The sequence below is a fragment of the Holdemanella sp. DFI.5.55 genome (assembly GCF_020593575.1).
Classification (GTDB): Bacteria; Bacillota_I; Bacilli_A; order Erysipelotrichales; family Erysipelotrichaceae; genus Holdemanella; species Holdemanella hominis.
This window is the reverse complement of record NZ_JAJDMK010000016.1, coordinates 1-18,661: the sequence shown is the minus strand read 5'-3', so window position 1 is coordinate 18,661 and position 18,661 is coordinate 1. Positions and strand designations below refer to the sequence as shown.

The following is an 18,661-nucleotide window of genomic DNA, read 5'->3' as shown; positions in this document are numbered from 1 at the left end:
ACTCATGTCAAACATTTATTTTACAGTTACAGGATTACATTTTTATTATGGAGATTCATTTCTAGAAAAAGAAATGATTGTTTATTTAAAGAAAGAAAAAGATAATGAATATGATAAAGAAGCCATTAGTGTAAATCTTTCTGGTCTAGGAAAGATTGGATATGTAGCCAATAGTCCTTATACAGTACTTGGAGAAAGCTATAGTGCTGGAAGATTGTATGATAAAATCAGTGAAGAAGCGAGTGGTAAAGTTAAATTCATATTAGACAAAGGAGTTATTTGTGAGCTTATTGAATAGGAAAAGTATTTTAGTGTTATTTGTATGTTTATTATGCGGATGCAGTAAGCATGTCGTTACAACAAATGGAACGATAGATAAAAAGATTCAGGATGAAATTATTTCTGAATATAATGCATTGCCGGATTCATTAAAGAGTGAGTGTAAATCTGTAGTATTGTGTGATCCAGATCATTTTGAATATAGTGAACAAGAAATAGTGGATGGTAGTTATACAAAGGATAGTATTACTCTACTAGTAGATAGTCGTACAAAATCTATTAAGGATTATAAGAGTGTCATGATTCATGAAATTGGTCATATTATAGATTCGAAATGTAAGTATTCATCGACTAAAGAGTTTAAACAACTCTATACAGAAAATAAGATTGGATATTATGATTTGGGTATACACAATGCGAATGAATTCTTTTGTGAAGCATTGAGTTTGTATTATACAAATCCGAATGAATTAAAGAATTGGAACGAGGATGTATATCAATATATTCAAAGACTAAGATAGTGAAAGAAAGTTTTATAGAAAGGAGAAACAATGATTGCAGATTATTTGTTAGAGGAATTATTAAATATTGGTGTTGGTGTAGCGAAAAGCAAAACAAACGAAAAAATTAATGACACAAATTGAAAAAAGATCTTGAAGATTATATTCTTTCCAAGAAGGAATATTTTGATTTATGTTCAATTGACGAAGAATTTGATTTTGAAGGATTACTTGACTATGTTTCAAATAATTTGATTGAAGATATGAAGATAAGAGTATTTTCAAAATTGAGAAAAGAAAGAGAAAAAGCACGTAATACAATTATCAATAAAGGTTTGCAATTTTCTCAAGCAAATACGAAAGAATCAAAGGCTAAAGTAACAAAGCTAGTTGCTAATTGTATTGATGTCATTAGAGATTTCTACAAAAAACAACTAACTATTAAAGATTATCTTTTGCGTTCTGAAATTGTGGATGATATTGTAGAGAATATTACAGATAAAATGGATAAATCGAGGGAATTGGTTTTATCTTCGCAAAAAGAATTGGCTGAGTATTCATCGGATAATTTTGTTCAATTAGTAAATAATAATCAGTTAAATTTGGCTGAAACAAAAATTAATAATTTGTTCAATATCATATCAACACAACATAAATTATATCCGGAATATGGATATTCTTTGAATCAAGGAAAATTTATGAGTGTACCTTTACAGGAAAACTCGATTCAAAAATATCCGCCAATAATGGATATAAAAGCAGATTTACAAATTGGGGAATATATAAATTATTTTAATGGTTTTGATCCACTAGATTTTTCATATAGACATCAATTAGATATGATCATACAGGTTAAGGATGCTAGAAAATTATTAGGTTCTATTGAAAATCCGTGCCAATATGAAGCGGAAAGAATGATAGGCGAAAACCTAGTGCTAAAACATAAAGAATTTCCACCAGCTTTTCCGTGTTCCATTAAAGTTGGCGGTAAAATATATTTTGAATATGTCTTATTGAGAACAAAAGAAATTTTAGATGATGGAACATATATCGTTACAAATGATGAACAAAGAAATGCAAAAGTCAATTTTGAATTTAGATTTAAGACAGAAGGTGAAAGAATTTTTAGTTTTACATCGCATGCTAAAAATATGAATAGCAAAGAACATTTGAATTATTCAATGTTTATAAGAGATATTGTCATGAAAAAAGAATTTTCTATTTATTCTTACGATCTTCAAAAAGAAGTTGCTAAATCACTTGAATATCATGAATCTGATTATGATACTACTTCAATTGATTTTGAAATAGATTTGTACACTAGATTATGTTTGATAGAGAGTTATTTTGATGTAATATTTGATTTACCTGAAAAAATTGAAGTAAATCAGTCCAAAATTATATTTTCTCTATCAGAATTGATTAAGAATAATAATAAATCCATATCTTGGAAAGGTACGGAGTTAACAATACAGTTTGGTTCACTTGCTAAAAATAATATATCAGATTTCTCAAAATCAGTAAGTTTTCTCGCAGATGGAGAAAATAATGTTGAATTGTTTGGGCAGATTTTAAGATTTAGTCATAGACGTGTATATAAAAGTGCAATAATGAGGGATTATGGGAGAAAATCTAAAATGATTCAACTACTAGAAGGTGATGAAACAATACCTGTGAAATTTGATCCAGGCGAAGATGACGCATATTATGATATCATTCAAAGAATAGATTAAGATTGTACATAACAAAAAAGATTGTAGAGTTATTGTTCTACAATCTTATCTAAACTATGAATGAATTCTACAACCATCTTACGCTTAATATCATCGATCTTAACGAGTTTATTTAACGCCTCAATTTCGTCTTCATTATCCAGACAAACGATTTCTCGTCTTAGTCTATCGATTTCGTCTTCTAAACGATTCTGTTCTTTAATATATTGTTCATGAACAGCTTTGATTTGATTGTATAATTGATTATCCATGTTTACACCGCTTTCTTTAATCATCATATAGTAAAGTAGAGAATAAAACAACTAATTTTTCAAAATGATTTGAGTTTTTACTTTTTCTTTGATAAACTAAATTCAAAGCGATGACAAGAAGGAGTAGTTTATGCCAATTCTATAGAGAGCAAGCGTTTGGTGAAAGCTTGTGTGTTGGATAAGCGAAGGTAGTCTTTGAGTTGAATTTATGAATTAAGAGTAGTAAATTTCGTGACACAGCGTTAATGTGAATGAGAATAAAATTAGGTGGTACCACGTCAAGCACGTCCTATGGGGATGTGCTTTTTTATATGTACGGAAAGGATGATTGTGGATGACGTTGGAAGCAAAGTATAATCATTTAGCAGTAGAAAATGATAAATACCAAAATTGGATTGAAAAAGGATATTTCACAGCGGGCGACTTGTCTAAACGCCCATATTGTATTGTGATCCCTCCACCAAACGTAACAGGAAAGTTACACTTAGGACATGCATGGGATACAACACTACAAGATATTTTATGTCGTTATAAAAGATTAAAAGGCTATGATGTATGTTGGGTAGCCGGAATGGACCATGCGGGTATTGCAACACAGGCAAAGGTAGATGCTCGTTTAAAATCAGAAGGAATTTCTCGCTATGACATTGGTCGTGAAAAATTCTTAGAAAGAGCTTGGGAATGGAAAGAAGAATATGCTTCGACTATTCGTAGCCAATGGGCTAAGTTAGGATTATCTTTAGACTATAGTCGTGAACGCTTTACATTAGACGAAGGATTATCTCAAGCCGTTCGTAAAGTCTTTGTAGATTTATACAATGATGGATTAATCTACCAAGGTGAAAGAATTATTAACTGGGACCCAGAAGCTAAAACCGCATTGTCAAATATTGAAGTTGAACACAAAGAAATCATGGGACACATGTACTACTTCAAGTATAAAGTGGTTGAAACAGGACAAGAATTAGTGATTGCGACAACACGTCCAGAAACTATGTTTGCCGACCAAGCTATCTTTGTACACCCAGATGACGAAAGATATAAAGACATCGTTGGAATGCACGCCATTAACCCTGCCAACGGAGATAAACTTCCAATCATGGCCGATGATTATATTGACATGAGTTTTGGTACAGCTGTTATGAAATGTACACCGGCCCATGACCCTAATGACTTCGCATTAGCTAAAAAATACAACTTACCAATGCCAATCTGTATGAATCCAGATGGAACAATGAATGATATGTGTGGTAAATATGCAGGTATGGATCGTTTTGAATGTCGTGAAGCCTTAGTTAACGACTTTAAAGAAGCGGGTGTTGTAGATCACATTGAAGAACACTTACACCAAGTAGGACACTCAGAAAGAACAGGCGTAATTGTAGAACCATACTTAAGCAAACAATGGTTTGTGAAGATGAAACCATTGGCTGAAGAAGTATTAAAGAACCAAGAAATCGAAGATCAAAGAATTAACTTCGTACCACCACGTTTCAATAAAACATTTGAACAATGGCTAGAAAACATTGAAGATTGGTGTATTTCTCGTCAGTTATGGTGGGGACACAGAATTCCAGCATGGACAAACAAAGAAACAGGTGAAATCTATGTAGGAATGGAAGATCCAAAAGATATTGAAAATTGGACACAAGATGAAGATGTATTAGATACATGGTTCTCAAGTGCATTATGGCCATTCTCAACACTTGGCTGGCCAGAAAATACAGCCGATCTAGAAAGATATTTCCCAAATGATGTATTAGTAACTGGATATGACATTATTTTCTTCTGGGTAGCACGTATGGCTTTCCAAACACGCTACTGCATGAAGAACCGTCCGTTCAAAGACGTATTGATCCACGGACTTGTACGTGATACACAAGGACGCAAGATGTCTAAATCATTAGGAAATGGTATTGATCCAATGGATGTGATTCAAGAAAAAGGTGCCGACGCACTACGCTTCTTCTTAACAACAAACTCAACACCAGGACAAGATCTACGTTTTGATGAAACGAAGATGGACGCAAGCTGGAACTTCATTAACAAGATCTGGAACGCAGCTCGTTATGTTCAAATGCAAATTGGTGACACAAAACCAGAACTAGACATGTCAAAAGCAAATAGCGTAGACAAATGGATTCTAGCACGCTTTAACGAAGTATTAGACCACGTTTCAACAAATATGGACAAATACGAATTAGCCATCGTCGGAAACGAACTATATAGCTTCGTATGGGATGACTTCTGCAGCTGGTATATTGAACTATCAAAAGCCACACTATACTCAGAAGACGAAAGCCTAGTAGCCAATACGAAAGCTGTACTATACACAGTCATGATGGGAATTCTAAAAGTATTATCACCATTCATGCCATTTGTGACAGAAGAAATCTATTTGAACTTGCCACACGAAAAAGCCAGCTTAAACGTAGAAACATGGCCAGAAAAAGTTGAATTCGAATACACAGATAAAGAAAAAGATGAAATGGCGTTAGTAATCAGTGCTATTCAAACTGTACGTGAAATCAAAGTCGAATACGCAATGAAACCAAGTGAAGACTTAACAATCTCACTACACAACGACAATGGCTATGTAGCACTAAATACAGAATCAACTGCCATCCTAGCACGTATGGCACACGCCACAGTCAAAGAAGACCTAAATACAGAAGATGTACTTTCTCGTACAATCGAAAAAGCTGTATTAACAGTCGCAATGGATGCATTAATTGACTTAGAAGAAGAAAAAGGAAAACTAGAAAAAGAAATTGCACGCCTAGAAAACGAAATCAAACGTTGTTCAGGTATGTTGAAAAATCCTGGATTCGTCAATAAAGCACCAGAAGCTAAAGTCAATGCAGAAAAAGAAAAACTAGCATCTTACACAGAAAAGCTAGAAATGACGAAAGCACAATTAGATAACATCCTTAAGAAATTAGGATAGTATAAATCAAACGCCTAGAGACAAGCTCTAGGCGTTTTTTTTGTAAGCGTCAAATAGGCCCATATTAAAATAACGATCTCTTTGTGAAATAATAGAACCACAAGGAAATCGTATTTTTATGCAAGGTACTTCAAAAGTGGAATGGATGCATATATCCGCAGATCAAGAATCTAGCGAATTGAGCGTTTCTCAGTATTGTAAGCTTCATGGTATATTTGACAAAGCATTCTACAATGCAAAGAGCAGATATAAATGGGCTACTGAAGAACCTTCTCTTGTAGCTGTTGAAGTGAATGATGATATTGGATCTTCAAACACTGGATGCATCCGTTTTAAATTAAATGGTATGCGTTTTGAATTTAATGTATCTGTTCCAGACAAGGATATACAAAGAATCATAAAAATATGTTTGTCGTTATGATTAGTTTTGATGATATTCCAGAGATCTATATTGTAAAGAATGTTACAGATCTGAGAAAAGAAATTGATGGATATGCATCTATCGTTCAGGATGCGTTGTTCATATTCTGCAATAAACATAGAAATAAAATAAAGTGTATGTACTGGGACGGAAATGGATTCTGGCTTCTGTATAAAAGGCTTGAAAAAGAGCATTTTCAGTTTCCAATTCGTGATGATGGCATAGCTACAATAACGAAGCAGCAATTGAGATGGCTTCTTGAAGGTTTAAGGATGGAACAGAAAAAACTTTTGAAAACAAGTTATTTAAATACGCATAAAACGCTTTATTTACAGTCTTTTTATGCGCATTTGTGGTATAATACATATGTATGGTAAATGTTGAAGATATTAATAAATTACAAGAAAAGTTTGAAAAATGGACCGTGAAGAGCTGAAGGAATATGCGATTGGAGAAACGATTTCTAAAATGACATATTTGGATCAGCTTGTATCCATGAAAAGAAGTAAGTTTGGCTCAACTTCTGAAAATGCTTCCCTTATTCAATGAAATCGAAAAGATACTTGATAATGTGAATCCGGATGATTTATTAGAGCCTGAGGTCCAAAGCACAAAAAAAGGCAAGAAGAGAAAGCCAAAATCAAAAGAGAATGATTATTCAGATTTGGAAATAAAAGAAACAATTCATCATTCAACAAAAAACAGATCATGTCCAGAATGTGGTTCTTTGATGAAAGAGTTAAAGCCAACGATTTCGTATGAGTTAAAATACAAACCATTTTGTCTTATTGAAGGCAGCGTTGGCATATAATAAATATGTTTTGGGAACACCACTATATAGACAAGAACAGGATCTAAACAGGCAAAATATATGCATCAATCGTCAAAATTTGAGCAACTGGATGATGCAGTGCTCAAATGATTATCTGGAATATGTATTCGATCAGATGTGTGACGACTTTAAAAAGCTGGAGACTGTATATTTGGATGAAGCACCACTTCAAATCATTGAAGACTGTAAGGACGGTCGAAAAAAGGGATATGTGTGGATGGGAATGAGCGGAACATTCGAAACCATTCAGATGGCGTTGTACTTCAGTCCAGGAAATCGGAAATACGAAAATGCGACGATGATTCTTAGAGAAGACAGTCAAGCCATAGCTCACAGTGATGGATATGAAGCATAGCATAAGGATATTTGTCTGATGGTTGTAGGATGCATGTCGCATGTACGAAGAAAATTCGTAGAAACACAGAAAGCATCCATTGGAGAAAAAGAAATTCGAAAGCTTTCCACAAGAGAAGAAAGGATCGAATATCTTGATAGCCATCCTGGATATAAAAATATTCTGATAGCGATCCATTATATAAACAAACTGTTCAAAATTGAAGAAACATTGAAAAAAGAAGGTGCAACACCAACCGAACGCTATAAGAGACGTCAGGAAGAGTCGTTACCTATATTCAATGAGTTTTTTGTGTACCTTCATGAAATAGAAGGCCAATACCTGCCAAAAGGAAAAATGGGATCAGCAATCAGTTATACATTCCATGAAGAAGAGTATCTAAGAAATTTCTTTAAAGATGGTCGCTATGAATTAAGCAACAATCTAGCTAAACAAAGAATCAAACCATTCGTAATAGCCAGAAAGAATTTCTTGTTTTAAAATACAAAAAAAGGTGCTAAAGCAAGTACCATATATTTAAGTTTGATAGAATCCGCAACATATAAATATCTGGAATATGTGCTGGATATATTGAGCACCAAAGGATTATCAAATGAAATCAAAAATAGTGTGTTGCCGTACTCTAAACAGCTGCCAAAGAACCTATATGTAAAAAAAGAATAGATTCGATTGACAATGACATTGTATCATTTCAAATCGGATCTTTTAATTTGTCGAATAAATTTTGTGTGCTAATTCTTGATCTGCAAAATCAACATTGAGGATACCATAATTCTTTTTTGCAAATCATAGTCCTTCAAGTGTGCGTTATTATTCTTTGCGTAGTTTTTTTGAATGACCAATCTTACCTTTACCACTCGTGGAGGTAAAATTTAAATAGAATGTAGAATCATTAGACATAGAGTTTTCTAAACAATATTCGATGGCTTGTATCTTATCTTCTACATCATAATTATAACTTGATTATTACGACACGGGCAGAGAAATTATTGGATAAAAGTATAAAAGCACCATTTTGGTGCTTTTGGTGGTTTTGGTGAAATATTCTAAAATAAATATAAATGTCAAATCCAGAATGATGTTATAATAGATGCATGCTGATTAATGTATATGTAGAATACAATCGCCTACGCAATACCTTTACATATTCTTGTGATTGTCATGTTGAAGTTGGTTGTCGAGTCCGTGTTGAATTCAACAATCGTACACTTGTAGGATTTGTCGAAGAAGTTGATGTAGAAAGCGATTTTAAAAATATTAAGCCTGTCATTGAAGTCATAGATGAAAAGCCATTATTAAATAACGAATTAAAGGTATTGGCAAATTATATGGCTGATTTTTATGCCAGTTCGAAAGTGACTTGTTATAAAACAATGCTGCCACCAGCTCTTCGTCCTTCTAGTAAGCATTCAAAAATTATCTATGAAGATTATGCGATATTAAATGATTCTGATTTACCATTAACATCAAGACAAAAAGAAGTGCTTCATAGTTTTACCTATCCATGCAAGATGAGTGAACTTAGAAAAGTAAGTCCATCCATCACAAAGGTTTTATTAGATAAAGGTTATATTATTCTTGAAAAAAGAATTAAGGATTCCAATACATGTGTAAGTGAAATTGCGGATGTTACACATTCTTTAACTTCTGAGCAAGTGTCGGCGATTGAAACCATTCAAAACACCAATAAAACGGTCTCTTTACTTCATGGCGTGACTGGTTCTGGTAAAACCGAAGTCTTTTTGCGATTGGCAGAAGATGTGTTATCAACTGGAAAACAAGTTCTATTTCTTGTTCCTGAAATAGGTTTAACGCCGATGATGATACAAAGAGTGCAGGCGCGCTTTAAACAAAAGATTGCGATTTATCATTCAGGATTGAATGCGCAAGAAAAGCTAGAACAATATAATTTAGTAAAAAATCATAAAGTCGATATCGTTGTAGGTACGCGGAGTGCTTGTTTTATGCCGTTTTCTTCTTTAGGCTTGATTTTAATGGATGAAGAACACGATTCTAGCTACAAACAAGATAATACACCACGCTATCATACGCGCGATATTGTCTTATTTCGTGCGGCCTATCATAAGTGTAAAGTCGTATTGGCAAGTGCGACACCTTCTTTAGAATCGTACGCAAGAGCTTATAAGAACGTCTATGAATTGATTGAACTTAAAAATCGCATTCATGAAATGCCGGAAATTTGTTTGATAGATATGAAAAAGGAAAGAATCACAAACGGCTTATCTGAAACATTGCTTCAAGCTATTCATGAGCGTCTTTCTAAAAATGAACAAGTGATCTTGCTTTTAAATCGAAGAGGCTATTTACCCATTGTTCGCTGTAGTGATTGTGGTCATGTACGCATATGTCCAGATTGTGGTGTGGCTTTAACCTACCACAAAAATCAAAATGCCTTGGTATGTCATTGTTGTGGAAGACAATTTCCATTTATGGAAGAATGTCCAAGCTGTCATTCTAAGAACTATTTTAAAGCCGGTATGGGAACTGAGCGTTTGGAAGAACAGATTCTAGAAATCTTTAAGAATCATCATGTCGTTCGTATGGATGCAGATAGTACACGAAAAAAGAATGCGCATGAAAAGTTGTTAAGAGAATTTGAAGAGTCTGGAGATCTATTAATCGGTACGCAAATGGTGGCTAAAGGCTTGGATTTTGAAAGAGTGACTTTAGTTGGAATTTTAAATGCGGATGCCACGCTTTGTCGAAATGACTACAGGGCTAGTGAGACAGCGTATGAAATGTTAGAACAAGCGAGTGGAAGAAGTGGTCGTGGAAGGCTAAAAGGACAAGTTATGATTCAAACATTTGATTCGGATCATTTTGTGATGCGATGTGTTCAAATGCATGATTATAAGATGTTTTTTAATCAAGAAATGCGCTATCGCCATTTAGGGATGTATCCACCCTATGTGTATTTATGTACCTTAGTATTTACACATTTTGATTTGCAGGAAGCCTATAAAATGGCGCGTGTTGCGAAATCGTATTTTACTTCTTTGCGCGTATTGGGTCCGATTGAAATTCGTATGCAACAAAAGAAGCATCGTGTGCGCTTGATTCTAAAATCAAAGGACGATCAATTATTACACAAAATTGTGCGAAATTATTTGGATGAAACAAAATATGTTGTGGATGTGAATATGCATCCAATTATGATGGAGGAATAGAATGAGAAAATGGATATGGAAAGCCTTAGATGAAGTTGTGAATAAAAAAGTCTATTCCAATTTATATTTAAGAAATCATTTACAGGAAGTGGATGAAAAAGATCGTGCATTGGCTACACGCATTTTTTATGGAACCATTCAAAATTATCGTTATTGTAAAGAATGCTGGTCAAAGTATGTGAAGAATAAATTACACCCTAAAATGGATGTGTTATTGACAATGAGTACATATCAGTTGTTGTTTTTGGATAAAGTCCCAAGCTATGCGATTGTCAATGATGCGGTCAATATTGCCAAAAAGATCAATGTGAAATATTCGGGTTTGACAAATGCCGTATTGCATAAGGTCAAACCGATTGAAACGGACAATGTAGCCTTAAAGTATTCATTGCCCGATTGGCTTTATAAGATGTGGGCTTCTCAATATGGACAAGAAAAAGCTTTGATGATGGCAAGTGCAAGTGTAAATATATTACCCATGTATGTTCGTCGAAATACATTAATGACTAGTGAAGCTGATTTTGATTTGGATACGTTTGTTTGTGTTCAAGATCCATTATATATTTATACAGGTAATGATTATTTTCATCATGACTACTATCAAAAAGGTTATATGAGTGCCCAAGATGAGGGGAGTTTTGCGATTGCAAAATTTGTTGATCCTAAGGAAAATGAAAGAATTCTAGACTGTTGTGCAGCTCCAGGAACAAAGACTATGGCCATGGCCGAAAGGATGCATAATCAAGGTCATATTGATTCGTATGATTTACATGCACATCGTAAAGAATTGATTGATAGTGATGCCAAACGCTTAGGTATTGATATTGTACATGCAGGTGTACAAGATGCGACAACATTTAAAAGTTCTGTGTTATATGATCGTATCTTATGTGATGTTCCATGTTCAGGCTATGGCGTATTATCTAGAAAACCAGATATTAAATTACACATGGTTCCTGAAGATATGGATTCGTTGATTCCGTTGCAGTATTCTATTCTGAATAATGTATGTCAATATGTAAAGGTGGGGGGAGTCTTAGTCTATTCCACTTGTACGATGAATAAAAAAGAGAATGAAAAACAAATTGAGAAATTTTTGAGTGCGCACGAAGAGTTTTGTCTTGTGGATGAAAAAACCATTTTTAGTGATACAAGACAAGATGGCTTCTATATGGCAAAACTAGTGCGTAAATGATATAATGAACGGTAGAAATTGAGGTGCTATTTTGGAAAGTTTATACAATTTAAATTATGATCAAATGTGCGAATATGCCCTAGATCACGGATGGAAATCGTATCGTGGACATCAGATCTTTCAATGGTTGTATCGTAATCGTGTATTTGACATTGATGAAATGAGCAATGTATCAAAGGAAACAAGAGAAATCTTAAAGAAAGATTTTATTGTGAATCCTTTAGAGTTAATAAAAAAACAAGTTTCACATGATGGAACAACAAAATTCTTGTTTAAAACAAGTGATGGTGCACTACTTGAAAGTGTTATGATGGTCTTTGACTATGGTCGAAGTATTTGTGTTTCCAGCCAGGTTGGCTGCAACATGGGCTGTGCATTTTGTGCGAGTGGCTTGACAAAGAAAAAAAGAGATCTAACAAGTGGTGAAATGGTTGCCCAGGTTATGTATGTTCAAAAAGAATTGGATAAAGATAACTTGCGCCTTTCACATATTGTTGTCATGGGTACAGGAGAACCTTTTGATAACTATGATAATGTCATGAATTTTTTGGCAACAGTAAACCATGATCGTGGTTTAGGTATTGGTTCTAGACATATTACGATTTCAACTTGTGGCATTGTTCCAAGAATCTACGATTTTGCCAATGAACATACACAATACAATTTAGCCATTAGTTTACATGCGCCAAATGATGAATTGCGTGATAAATTAATGCCAGTTAACCATGCATATCCATTAAAAGAGTTGATGGAAGCTGTTAAGTATTATGGTCAGGAAAACAATCGTCGTTTGACTTTTGAATATATTTTATTAAATGGTGTTAATGATCGTCCTGAACATGCCAAACAATTATCAAAGCTTCTTCATGGAATGAATGCATATGTCAACTTAATTCCATACAATGCGGTAGATGAAAAGGGCTTTAAATCGGTAAGCCATGACGAAGCTATGGTTTTTTATGATTTGTTGATGAAGAATCATGTTCGTTGCACGATTCGAAAAGAACATGGTAACGATATCGATGCGGCTTGTGGACAATTAAGAATCAAAGAAATTAAAAAGGAAGGAATTTAGGCGGATGAAAGTTTTTGCGAATACAGATGTAGGTCTTGTAAGACAATTAAATGAAGATGATTATTGCATCGCTCATAATGCCAATGATGAATGGATGGCCATTGTCTGTGATGGTATTGGTGGTGCAAAAGCAGGAGAAGTGGCGAGTCATACAGCGGTAATGACTATGTATGAAGCATTTATGAAGTCTCCTGTATTTGAAAAAGATCGTCAAGTTGACAACTGGATTCGTGAAAATTTAAATCAGGCGAATGATTTCATTTATTCAAAAAGCTTAAAGAATTTCAATGAAAGAGGTATGGGGACTACGGCAGTGGGTGTCATCAAAGCTCATATTGGGACGTTTATTTTTAATGTGGGAGACTCAAGAATCTATGCGGATTATAATAATGAACTGATTCAAATGAGTGAAGATCATAGTGTCATTGCCCAATTATTAAAAGAGGGTAAGATCACTTTAGATGAAGCAAAGTCTCATCCACAAAAAAATACATTAACAAATGCCTTAGGCGTATGGCATGTTTTCCGTATTGATATCAATAAGATTGAAAATACATATAAATATTTGTTGGTTTCAAGTGATGGATTACATGGATATGTTGAAAAGAAAGTGATTTCGGATATTGTACATGACTCGAGTCTTTCTTTACAGGAAAAAACGGAAACATTGATTGCCAGAGCTAATCAATCAGGTGGTTATGATAACTGCACAGTTATCTTAATGGAGAATGATGGAGAATAATAACTATGATGATGGAACAAATAGCGAACCGCTATGAGATCTTGTCTTTGATTGGTCAGGGTGGAATGGCGGATGTCTATAAGGCAAAGGATACGATATTAAATCGTATTGTAGCAATCAAAGTTCTGCGTGATAAATTAAGTGGGGATGCGATGGCATTAGTGCGCTTTCAGCGTGAGGCAAGTGCAGCGAGTCGTTTATCACATCCAAATGTTGTAGATATATATGATGTTGGTGAATATGAAGGTATGCACTATATTGTCATGGAATATATTCGTGGTCGAACTTTAAAAGATTTGATAGCACAGCGCGGAGCTTTAGGTGTGGATGAGGCCATTGCCATTATGAAACAATTGATCAGTGCAATTGATCACGCGCACGATCATAATATTATTCATCGTGATATCAAACCGCAAAATGTGTTGGTAAAAGACGATGGAACGATTAAAATTACAGATTTTGGGATTGCGGTAGCCCATGGTTCTGTACAGCTAACGTTTAATAATACGGTTATGGGTTCAGCCCATTATTTAGCGCCAGAAACAACACAGGGTAAAGAACCAAATGCACAAGTGGATATCTATTCATTGGGTATTGTATTCTATGAATTGTTAACGGGGCACGTTCCTTTTACAGGAAAGACACCGACAGAGATTGCGATCAAGCATTTGCGTAAACCAATGCCTTATGTGCGTGATTTCAATCCGGATATTCCACAGTCTGTTGAAAATATCATTTTAAAGGCGACCGCAAAAAATTTAGATGACCGTTATGTATCTTGTAAAGAAATGCTTTATGATTTAATGCATTGCATGGATATAGAATATCGTGATATGAAGCGTATCAAGGTGGATGCAAGTTCGAATAAAGAATTGATGAAATATGATAATGGGCATATTGATTTTGAAGATGAAGAGTCTGAAAAAGAAGAGAAGAAAAAACCAAATTGGATTCCAGCTGTCATGATTAGTGCTGCTGTTGTGATTTCTATTGTTGTACTTGTACTCATTGCCAGCATTACAGGCATAATTAAGATTAGTGGCTTTCTGGGCTATCAAACAATGCCGAATGTAGTGGATTTGACACCAGATGAGGCCATCGATGTGTTGCAGAATGCGCATTTTAACACTTCAAGAGTAACGTATGTTTATAAGGCGAATGATAAGTATGAAAAGGGAAAAGTCATTAAATCTTCTTATAAAGAGGGTGAAGTGATTTTAAATGATGCGAAAATTGTTTTAACCGTTTCTAAAGGATCTACCTATTTAGTACCAGACTTTACAGATGGCTCGTATTCGCAGGCTGCTTATGAATTAGCAAAGAATTGTCCAAATGTGCAGATTGAAGTTGAACATGAAGGCTCAAAAGATATGGATCCAGGTATTGTTTTACAACAAAAGGGTTTAACGCCAGGAAAACGTATTGATCCAGACAGTAAGGAAACTATTACTTTTGTGGTAAGTACCTATCCTTCGATTGTGATTCCTTCGGACTTGATTGGTCAAGACGTATTGGATGCCAAAGATGAATTGAATGATTTAGGAATTGCGGTTGTCTTAAGTCATATTGAAAATGGACAAGGTAGCAATAAGGTCATAAGTGTATCGCCAGATGTTGGAACTGAATATATACAGGAAGGAACAAACAGTGTTGTGACACTGTATTATGATTAATATGCAGAAAGGAAGAATTATAAAAATAATTTCGAATCAATATACGATTCAAAATGAAAAAGAAGAAATCATTGCCAAACCAAGAGGTAAAATGCGCCAGCATGAAGCGCCAGTCGTCGGGGATTTTGTCGAATATGAAAAGGTTGAGGATTCATATCGTATTCATAAAGTTCTTTCACGAACAAATCGTCTTTTAAGACCGGCCATAGCCAATGTAGATCAAGCTTTGATTGTCACAAGTTTAAAAGATCCGGACTATTCTTGTCACTTATTAAACCGTTTGATCTTCTTAGTGGGCTTAGCAGGTGTCAAACCGGTGATTTGTGTGACCAAACTTGATTTATTGGATCGTCCCGAAGAAATTTTGGCGGATCTTGAAAAATATAAAAAGGCGGGATATGATGTGGTTTTCTCAAATCCTGGTAGTGATGATAAAGAATTACAGGAAATCTTAAATGGAAAAGTGTCTGTTTTATGTGGTCAGTCGGGTGCGGGTAAAAGTTCTTTATTGAACCGCCTAAATCCTGATTTTGAATTACAGACACAAGCCATCTCTAAAGCTTTGGGTCGTGGTAAACATACTACACGCTATTGCCAGTTACACCATGTGTGTGATGGCTTGGTGGCGGATACGCCTGGATTTTCAAGCTTAGATTTTACAAGATTAGATACTTCGCATTTAGATGCGTGTATTCTTGATTTTAAACCATACATTCATACTTGTCGGTTTAAAGATTGCAGGCACTTGAATGAGCCGGATTGTAAGATCAAAGAGGCTGTTGAAAATGGAGAAATCAATCCATCTGTTTATGAGGATTATAAAAATATTATGGAAGAAAGAGGTAAAAAACTATGAATTCAATTGTGATTGCACCTTCAATTTTATCTTTGGATTATGCCAATGTGAGTGCACAATTAGAAATTTTAAAAGAATCTAAAGCAGAGTGGTTACACTTTGATGTGATGGATGGTCATTTCGTACCGAATTTAACGTTTGGACCTGATATTTTAAGAGGCTTTAAAAAGGCTTGTCCATTATTTATGGATGTGCATTTAATGGTAGAAGACCCAGAAACATACGCACCTATCTTTATTAAAAATGGTGCGGATCTAGTAACTTTCCATACAGAAGCTTTGAATAATGATTTGACTCGTATTCAGAAGTTATTGGATGAAATTCATGGTTTGGGTGCGAAAGGTGGTATTGTCGTAAAACCAAATACAGCCATTGAACCTTTTGAAAATGTACTCAAATCTTGTGATCTTGTCTTAATTATGAGTGTTGAGCCTGGTTTTGGTGGCCAGAAATTTATGGCCGACATGCTTAAAAAAGTAGAGTGGTTAAAAGAAAAGCGTGAAGCATTGAACCTTTCATATCGTATCGAAATTGATGGGGGTATCAACCAGGATACGTTTAGATTGGCATTAAATGCAGGGTGCGACACATTGGTTGCGGGAAGCTACGTATTTAAAAATGACATTGCTAAAACAATTGAAGGTATGCTTGAATAAATGACTTGTGCGGTTTTAATTACACCACTCGTTGATGTTGTGCCAAAAATTGAAAATTGTGATTATATAGGTGTTGATGCTGGTGCATTAAAAATTATAGATCAAGGTTTTCCAATTAAAATGGCAGTGGGAGACTTTGATTCTTTAAGTGAAGAGGATTTTAAACGAATCACGTGTCCAATTGAAAGACATCCCATTATGAAGGATGAAACGGATTCAGAGCTTGCGATTCGTTTATGTAAAGATTATGATACGATCTATTTATATGGGGGCATGCAAGGAAGAATCGATCATACGATTGCGAATATTCGCTTGGCGATGTATCGTTTTCAAAATGTAGTGTTAATCGATGAGCACCAAAGAATATCTGTTATGAATGTAGGCGTTCATGAAATTGATGATTCGTATCATCATATTTCATTTTATCCTATTCAAGAGGGTGTGCTTTCTTTATCGGGATTTTTATATCCATTAGATAAAAGACGGATTCATATCGAAGAAATATATACGACAAGTAATTCTTTAACAGGGAAAAAGGGAATCGTTCGTGTGGATGAAGGTAGCTTTTTATGTGTACAATCCAACTGGAGGTAGTCTATGTTCTATGATGTAGCTATGAACTTTGTGATTGGAACCATATTAATGGTTGCGGGAGCCATCATGATATGGATTCCCAATCGTATTTTTACAGGGATCTTAATCGCATCTATTGTATTTTTATGTGTCAATGGCGTAGTTTTAATTATTCGCTTTGTAAAGAATAAAATGAATAAAGATTTTTTCTTTTCCATATTATCCTTTGTGTTTATGTTTTTCTTAATGAACTTTCGGTATCTTCCACAATGGATCTTGAGAGTAAACTTTGGCGGATATTGTATTCTTTGTGGATTTGCCTGTTTTGTTCAGCTTGTGATTAATCAAATCAATCATATTAAAAGAAACTTCTTTAACTTTGTGTTTAGCTTTATTTACATTTTCTTTGGCTTTTATTTGTTATTGAATCCAGACTTTCATACAGATCTTTTAATGCGTGCTTTTGGCATTTACTTTATGATCTTAGGTATGCGTTATTTTGGGGATGGATATGAAGGAATCAATCCTTTAACGAAATATAAATGGAAACGAAAAGTAAGAATCACACTTCCGGCTTTTCTTTGTGCTTTCGTTCCAGATGCGGCTTTGACAAGTGTCAACCGGTATTTAGAGGATGGTAAGCCTGAAGATTTAAATACGTATAAGAAGGATGAGGTTGTTCGCTTAAAGGTGATTGTCCATGTCGGGCCCAAGGGCTTTCAAAAGGTTGGTCACATCTGTTTTGCGTATGATGATATTGTCTATAGTTATGGAAATTATGATAGTGACTCCTTTCATTTAAATCAAACGATTGGGGATGGCATTTTCTTTACGGTGCCACTCGAAAAATACATTCCGAATATGATTTCGGCAGAGAATAATTCTATTTTTGAATATGGTGTTTATACAACATCGAAACAGAATGCATTGATTGAAAAAGAGATTGAAAAAATTCGTCAGAATGGCTATCGTTGGTATACAAAGATTGAAAAAGAAGATGGATATGATCGTTTTAGTGAATATGAAATGGATTATCCAAGTCGCCTACATTATCGTACGGGAGCAAAGTTATATAAGGTCAAGAGTGGTAAATTTCATATTTACTGGGCTTTAGGTGATAATTGTGCATCTTTTACCGATTTGGTTTTGGGAACGTTAGGTGCGGATGTATTGAGTATACGTGGTATTATTAGTCCAGGAACGTATTTGGATTGGCTTCAAAAAGAGTATTTGAAAAAGAACAGTCCAGTTGTATTTAGGCGTATATATAAGGAATGGGAAAGCGAGTGATGAATGGATATTTTTATAATGCAATCTAAGAACATTCATAACTTTAGTCATGAGATGAATTAGATATACATATGTTCGATAAATAATTTAAAAAT

The 18,661-nt window shown here is 34.6% G+C and carries 18 protein-coding genes, 1 pseudogene and 1 other annotated feature; of the genes and pseudogenes, 18 read left to right on the top strand and 1 reads right to left on the bottom strand.

Features of this window, described 5'->3' with window-relative positions; all coding sequences use genetic code 11:
• Positions 1-4: 4 nt before the first annotated feature.
• The 3 genes from LJE08_RS05365 (at position 5) to LJE08_RS05355 (ending at position 2,512) form a co-directional block, all read left to right on the top strand.
• Complete coding sequence (locus LJE08_RS05365) at positions 5-298, top strand: HIRAN domain-containing protein (RefSeq protein ID WP_227402615.1); 294 nt, start codon at positions 5-7, stop codon at positions 296-298.
• Complete coding sequence (locus tag LJE08_RS05360) at positions 282-800, top strand: hypothetical protein (RefSeq protein WP_227402614.1); 519 nt, start codon at positions 282-284, stop codon at positions 798-800. The genes LJE08_RS05365 and LJE08_RS05360 overlap by 17 nt, the downstream gene beginning before the upstream one ends.
• 119 nt (positions 801-919) lie before the next feature.
• Positions 920-2,512, top strand: a complete 1,593-nt coding sequence (locus LJE08_RS05355) for a hypothetical protein (RefSeq protein WP_227402613.1) — start codon at positions 920-922, stop codon at positions 2,510-2,512.
• Positions 2,513-2,541: 29 nt separating this feature from the next.
• On the opposite strand, the gene LJE08_RS05350 is transcribed toward LJE08_RS05355, so the two are convergent.
• Positions 2,542-2,763 (bottom strand): hypothetical protein, encoded by a 222-nt coding sequence (locus tag LJE08_RS05350; RefSeq protein ID WP_117572451.1) that lies wholly within the window; start codon positions 2,761-2,763, stop codon positions 2,542-2,544.
• Between the two features lie 101 nt (positions 2,764-2,864).
• Positions 2,865-3,058: a binding site (T-box leader), on the top strand.
• Positions 3,059-3,097: 39 nt separating this feature from the next.
• On the opposite strand from LJE08_RS05350, the gene LJE08_RS05345 reads away from it, so the two are divergent.
• The 15 genes and pseudogenes from LJE08_RS05345 to LJE08_RS05280 all read left to right on the top strand — a co-directional run bounded on the left by LJE08_RS05345 (position 3,098) and on the right by LJE08_RS05280 (position 18,566).
• Complete coding sequence (locus tag LJE08_RS05345; RefSeq protein ID WP_186999792.1) at positions 3,098-5,710, top strand: valine--tRNA ligase; 2,613 nt, start codon at positions 3,098-3,100, stop codon at positions 5,708-5,710.
• 118 nt (positions 5,711-5,828) lie between these two features.
• The gene (locus tag LJE08_RS05340; RefSeq protein WP_227402612.1) at positions 5,829-6,131 is read left to right on the top strand and encodes a hypothetical protein; all 303 of its coding nucleotides are present in this window, start codon (positions 5,829-5,831) and stop codon (positions 6,129-6,131) included.
• The gene (tnpB, locus tag LJE08_RS05335; RefSeq protein ID WP_227402611.1) at positions 6,116-6,508 is read left to right on the top strand and encodes an IS66 family insertion sequence element accessory protein TnpB; all 393 of its coding nucleotides are present in this window, start codon (positions 6,116-6,118) and stop codon (positions 6,506-6,508) included. Before LJE08_RS05340 ends, tnpB begins: the two co-directional genes overlap by 16 nt.
• Positions 6,509-6,548: 40 nt before the next feature.
• Entirely contained in the window at positions 6,549-6,680 is a 132-nt protein-coding gene (locus LJE08_RS15020; protein WP_255650311.1) for a hypothetical protein, read from the top strand.
• A complete protein-coding gene (locus LJE08_RS05330; RefSeq protein WP_227402610.1) occupies positions 6,661-6,942 on the top strand; it encodes a hypothetical protein in 282 nt (93 codons plus the stop codon). Before LJE08_RS15020 ends, LJE08_RS05330 begins: the two co-directional genes overlap by 20 nt.
• Positions 6,920-7,798: pseudogene (locus tag LJE08_RS05325) on the top strand (IS66 family transposase). Before LJE08_RS05330 ends, LJE08_RS05325 begins: the two are co-directional and overlap by 23 nt.
• Before the next feature lie 614 nt (positions 7,799-8,412).
• Positions 8,413-10,506 (top strand): primosomal protein N', encoded by a 2,094-nt coding sequence (gene priA, locus LJE08_RS05320; RefSeq protein ID WP_227402609.1) that lies wholly within the window; start codon positions 8,413-8,415, stop codon positions 10,504-10,506.
• 1 nt (position 10,507) lies between these two features.
• Positions 10,508-11,701, top strand: a complete 1,194-nt coding sequence (gene rsmB / locus LJE08_RS05315; protein ID WP_227402608.1) for a 16S rRNA (cytosine(967)-C(5))-methyltransferase RsmB — start codon at positions 10,508-10,510, stop codon at positions 11,699-11,701.
• Positions 11,702-11,732: 31 nt separating this feature from the next.
• Positions 11,733-12,776, top strand: coding sequence for a 23S rRNA (adenine(2503)-C(2))-methyltransferase RlmN (gene rlmN, locus LJE08_RS05310; protein ID WP_227402607.1), 1,044 nt, complete (start codon positions 11,733-11,735; stop codon positions 12,774-12,776).
• Between the two features lie 4 nt (positions 12,777-12,780).
• Positions 12,781-13,518 carry a Stp1/IreP family PP2C-type Ser/Thr phosphatase gene (locus LJE08_RS05305; RefSeq protein ID WP_117926485.1) on the top strand — a complete coding sequence of 246 codons (738 nt, stop codon included), beginning with the start codon at positions 12,781-12,783 and terminating at the stop codon, positions 13,516-13,518.
• Between the two features lie 5 nt (positions 13,519-13,523).
• A complete protein-coding gene (gene pknB / locus LJE08_RS05300; RefSeq protein ID WP_186999638.1) occupies positions 13,524-15,191 on the top strand; it encodes a Stk1 family PASTA domain-containing Ser/Thr kinase in 1,668 nt (555 codons plus the stop codon).
• The gene (gene rsgA / locus LJE08_RS05295; protein WP_227402606.1) at positions 15,184-16,047 is read left to right on the top strand and encodes a ribosome small subunit-dependent GTPase A; all 864 of its coding nucleotides are present in this window, start codon (positions 15,184-15,186) and stop codon (positions 16,045-16,047) included. The genes pknB and rsgA overlap by 8 nt, the downstream gene beginning before the upstream one ends.
• On the top strand, positions 16,044-16,703 hold the full coding sequence (gene rpe / locus LJE08_RS05290; RefSeq protein ID WP_117926482.1) for a ribulose-phosphate 3-epimerase: 660 nt from the start codon (positions 16,044-16,046) through the stop codon (positions 16,701-16,703). Before rsgA ends, rpe begins: the two co-directional genes overlap by 4 nt.
• Positions 16,704-17,297: a thiamine diphosphokinase gene (locus tag LJE08_RS05285; RefSeq protein WP_117926481.1), complete on the top strand. Its 594-nt coding sequence runs from the start codon at positions 16,704-16,706 to the stop codon at positions 17,295-17,297.
• 3 nt (positions 17,298-17,300) lie between these two features.
• A complete protein-coding gene (locus LJE08_RS05280; protein WP_227402605.1) occupies positions 17,301-18,566 on the top strand; it encodes a hypothetical protein in 1,266 nt (421 codons plus the stop codon).
• Positions 18,567-18,661 lie beyond the last annotated feature (95 nt).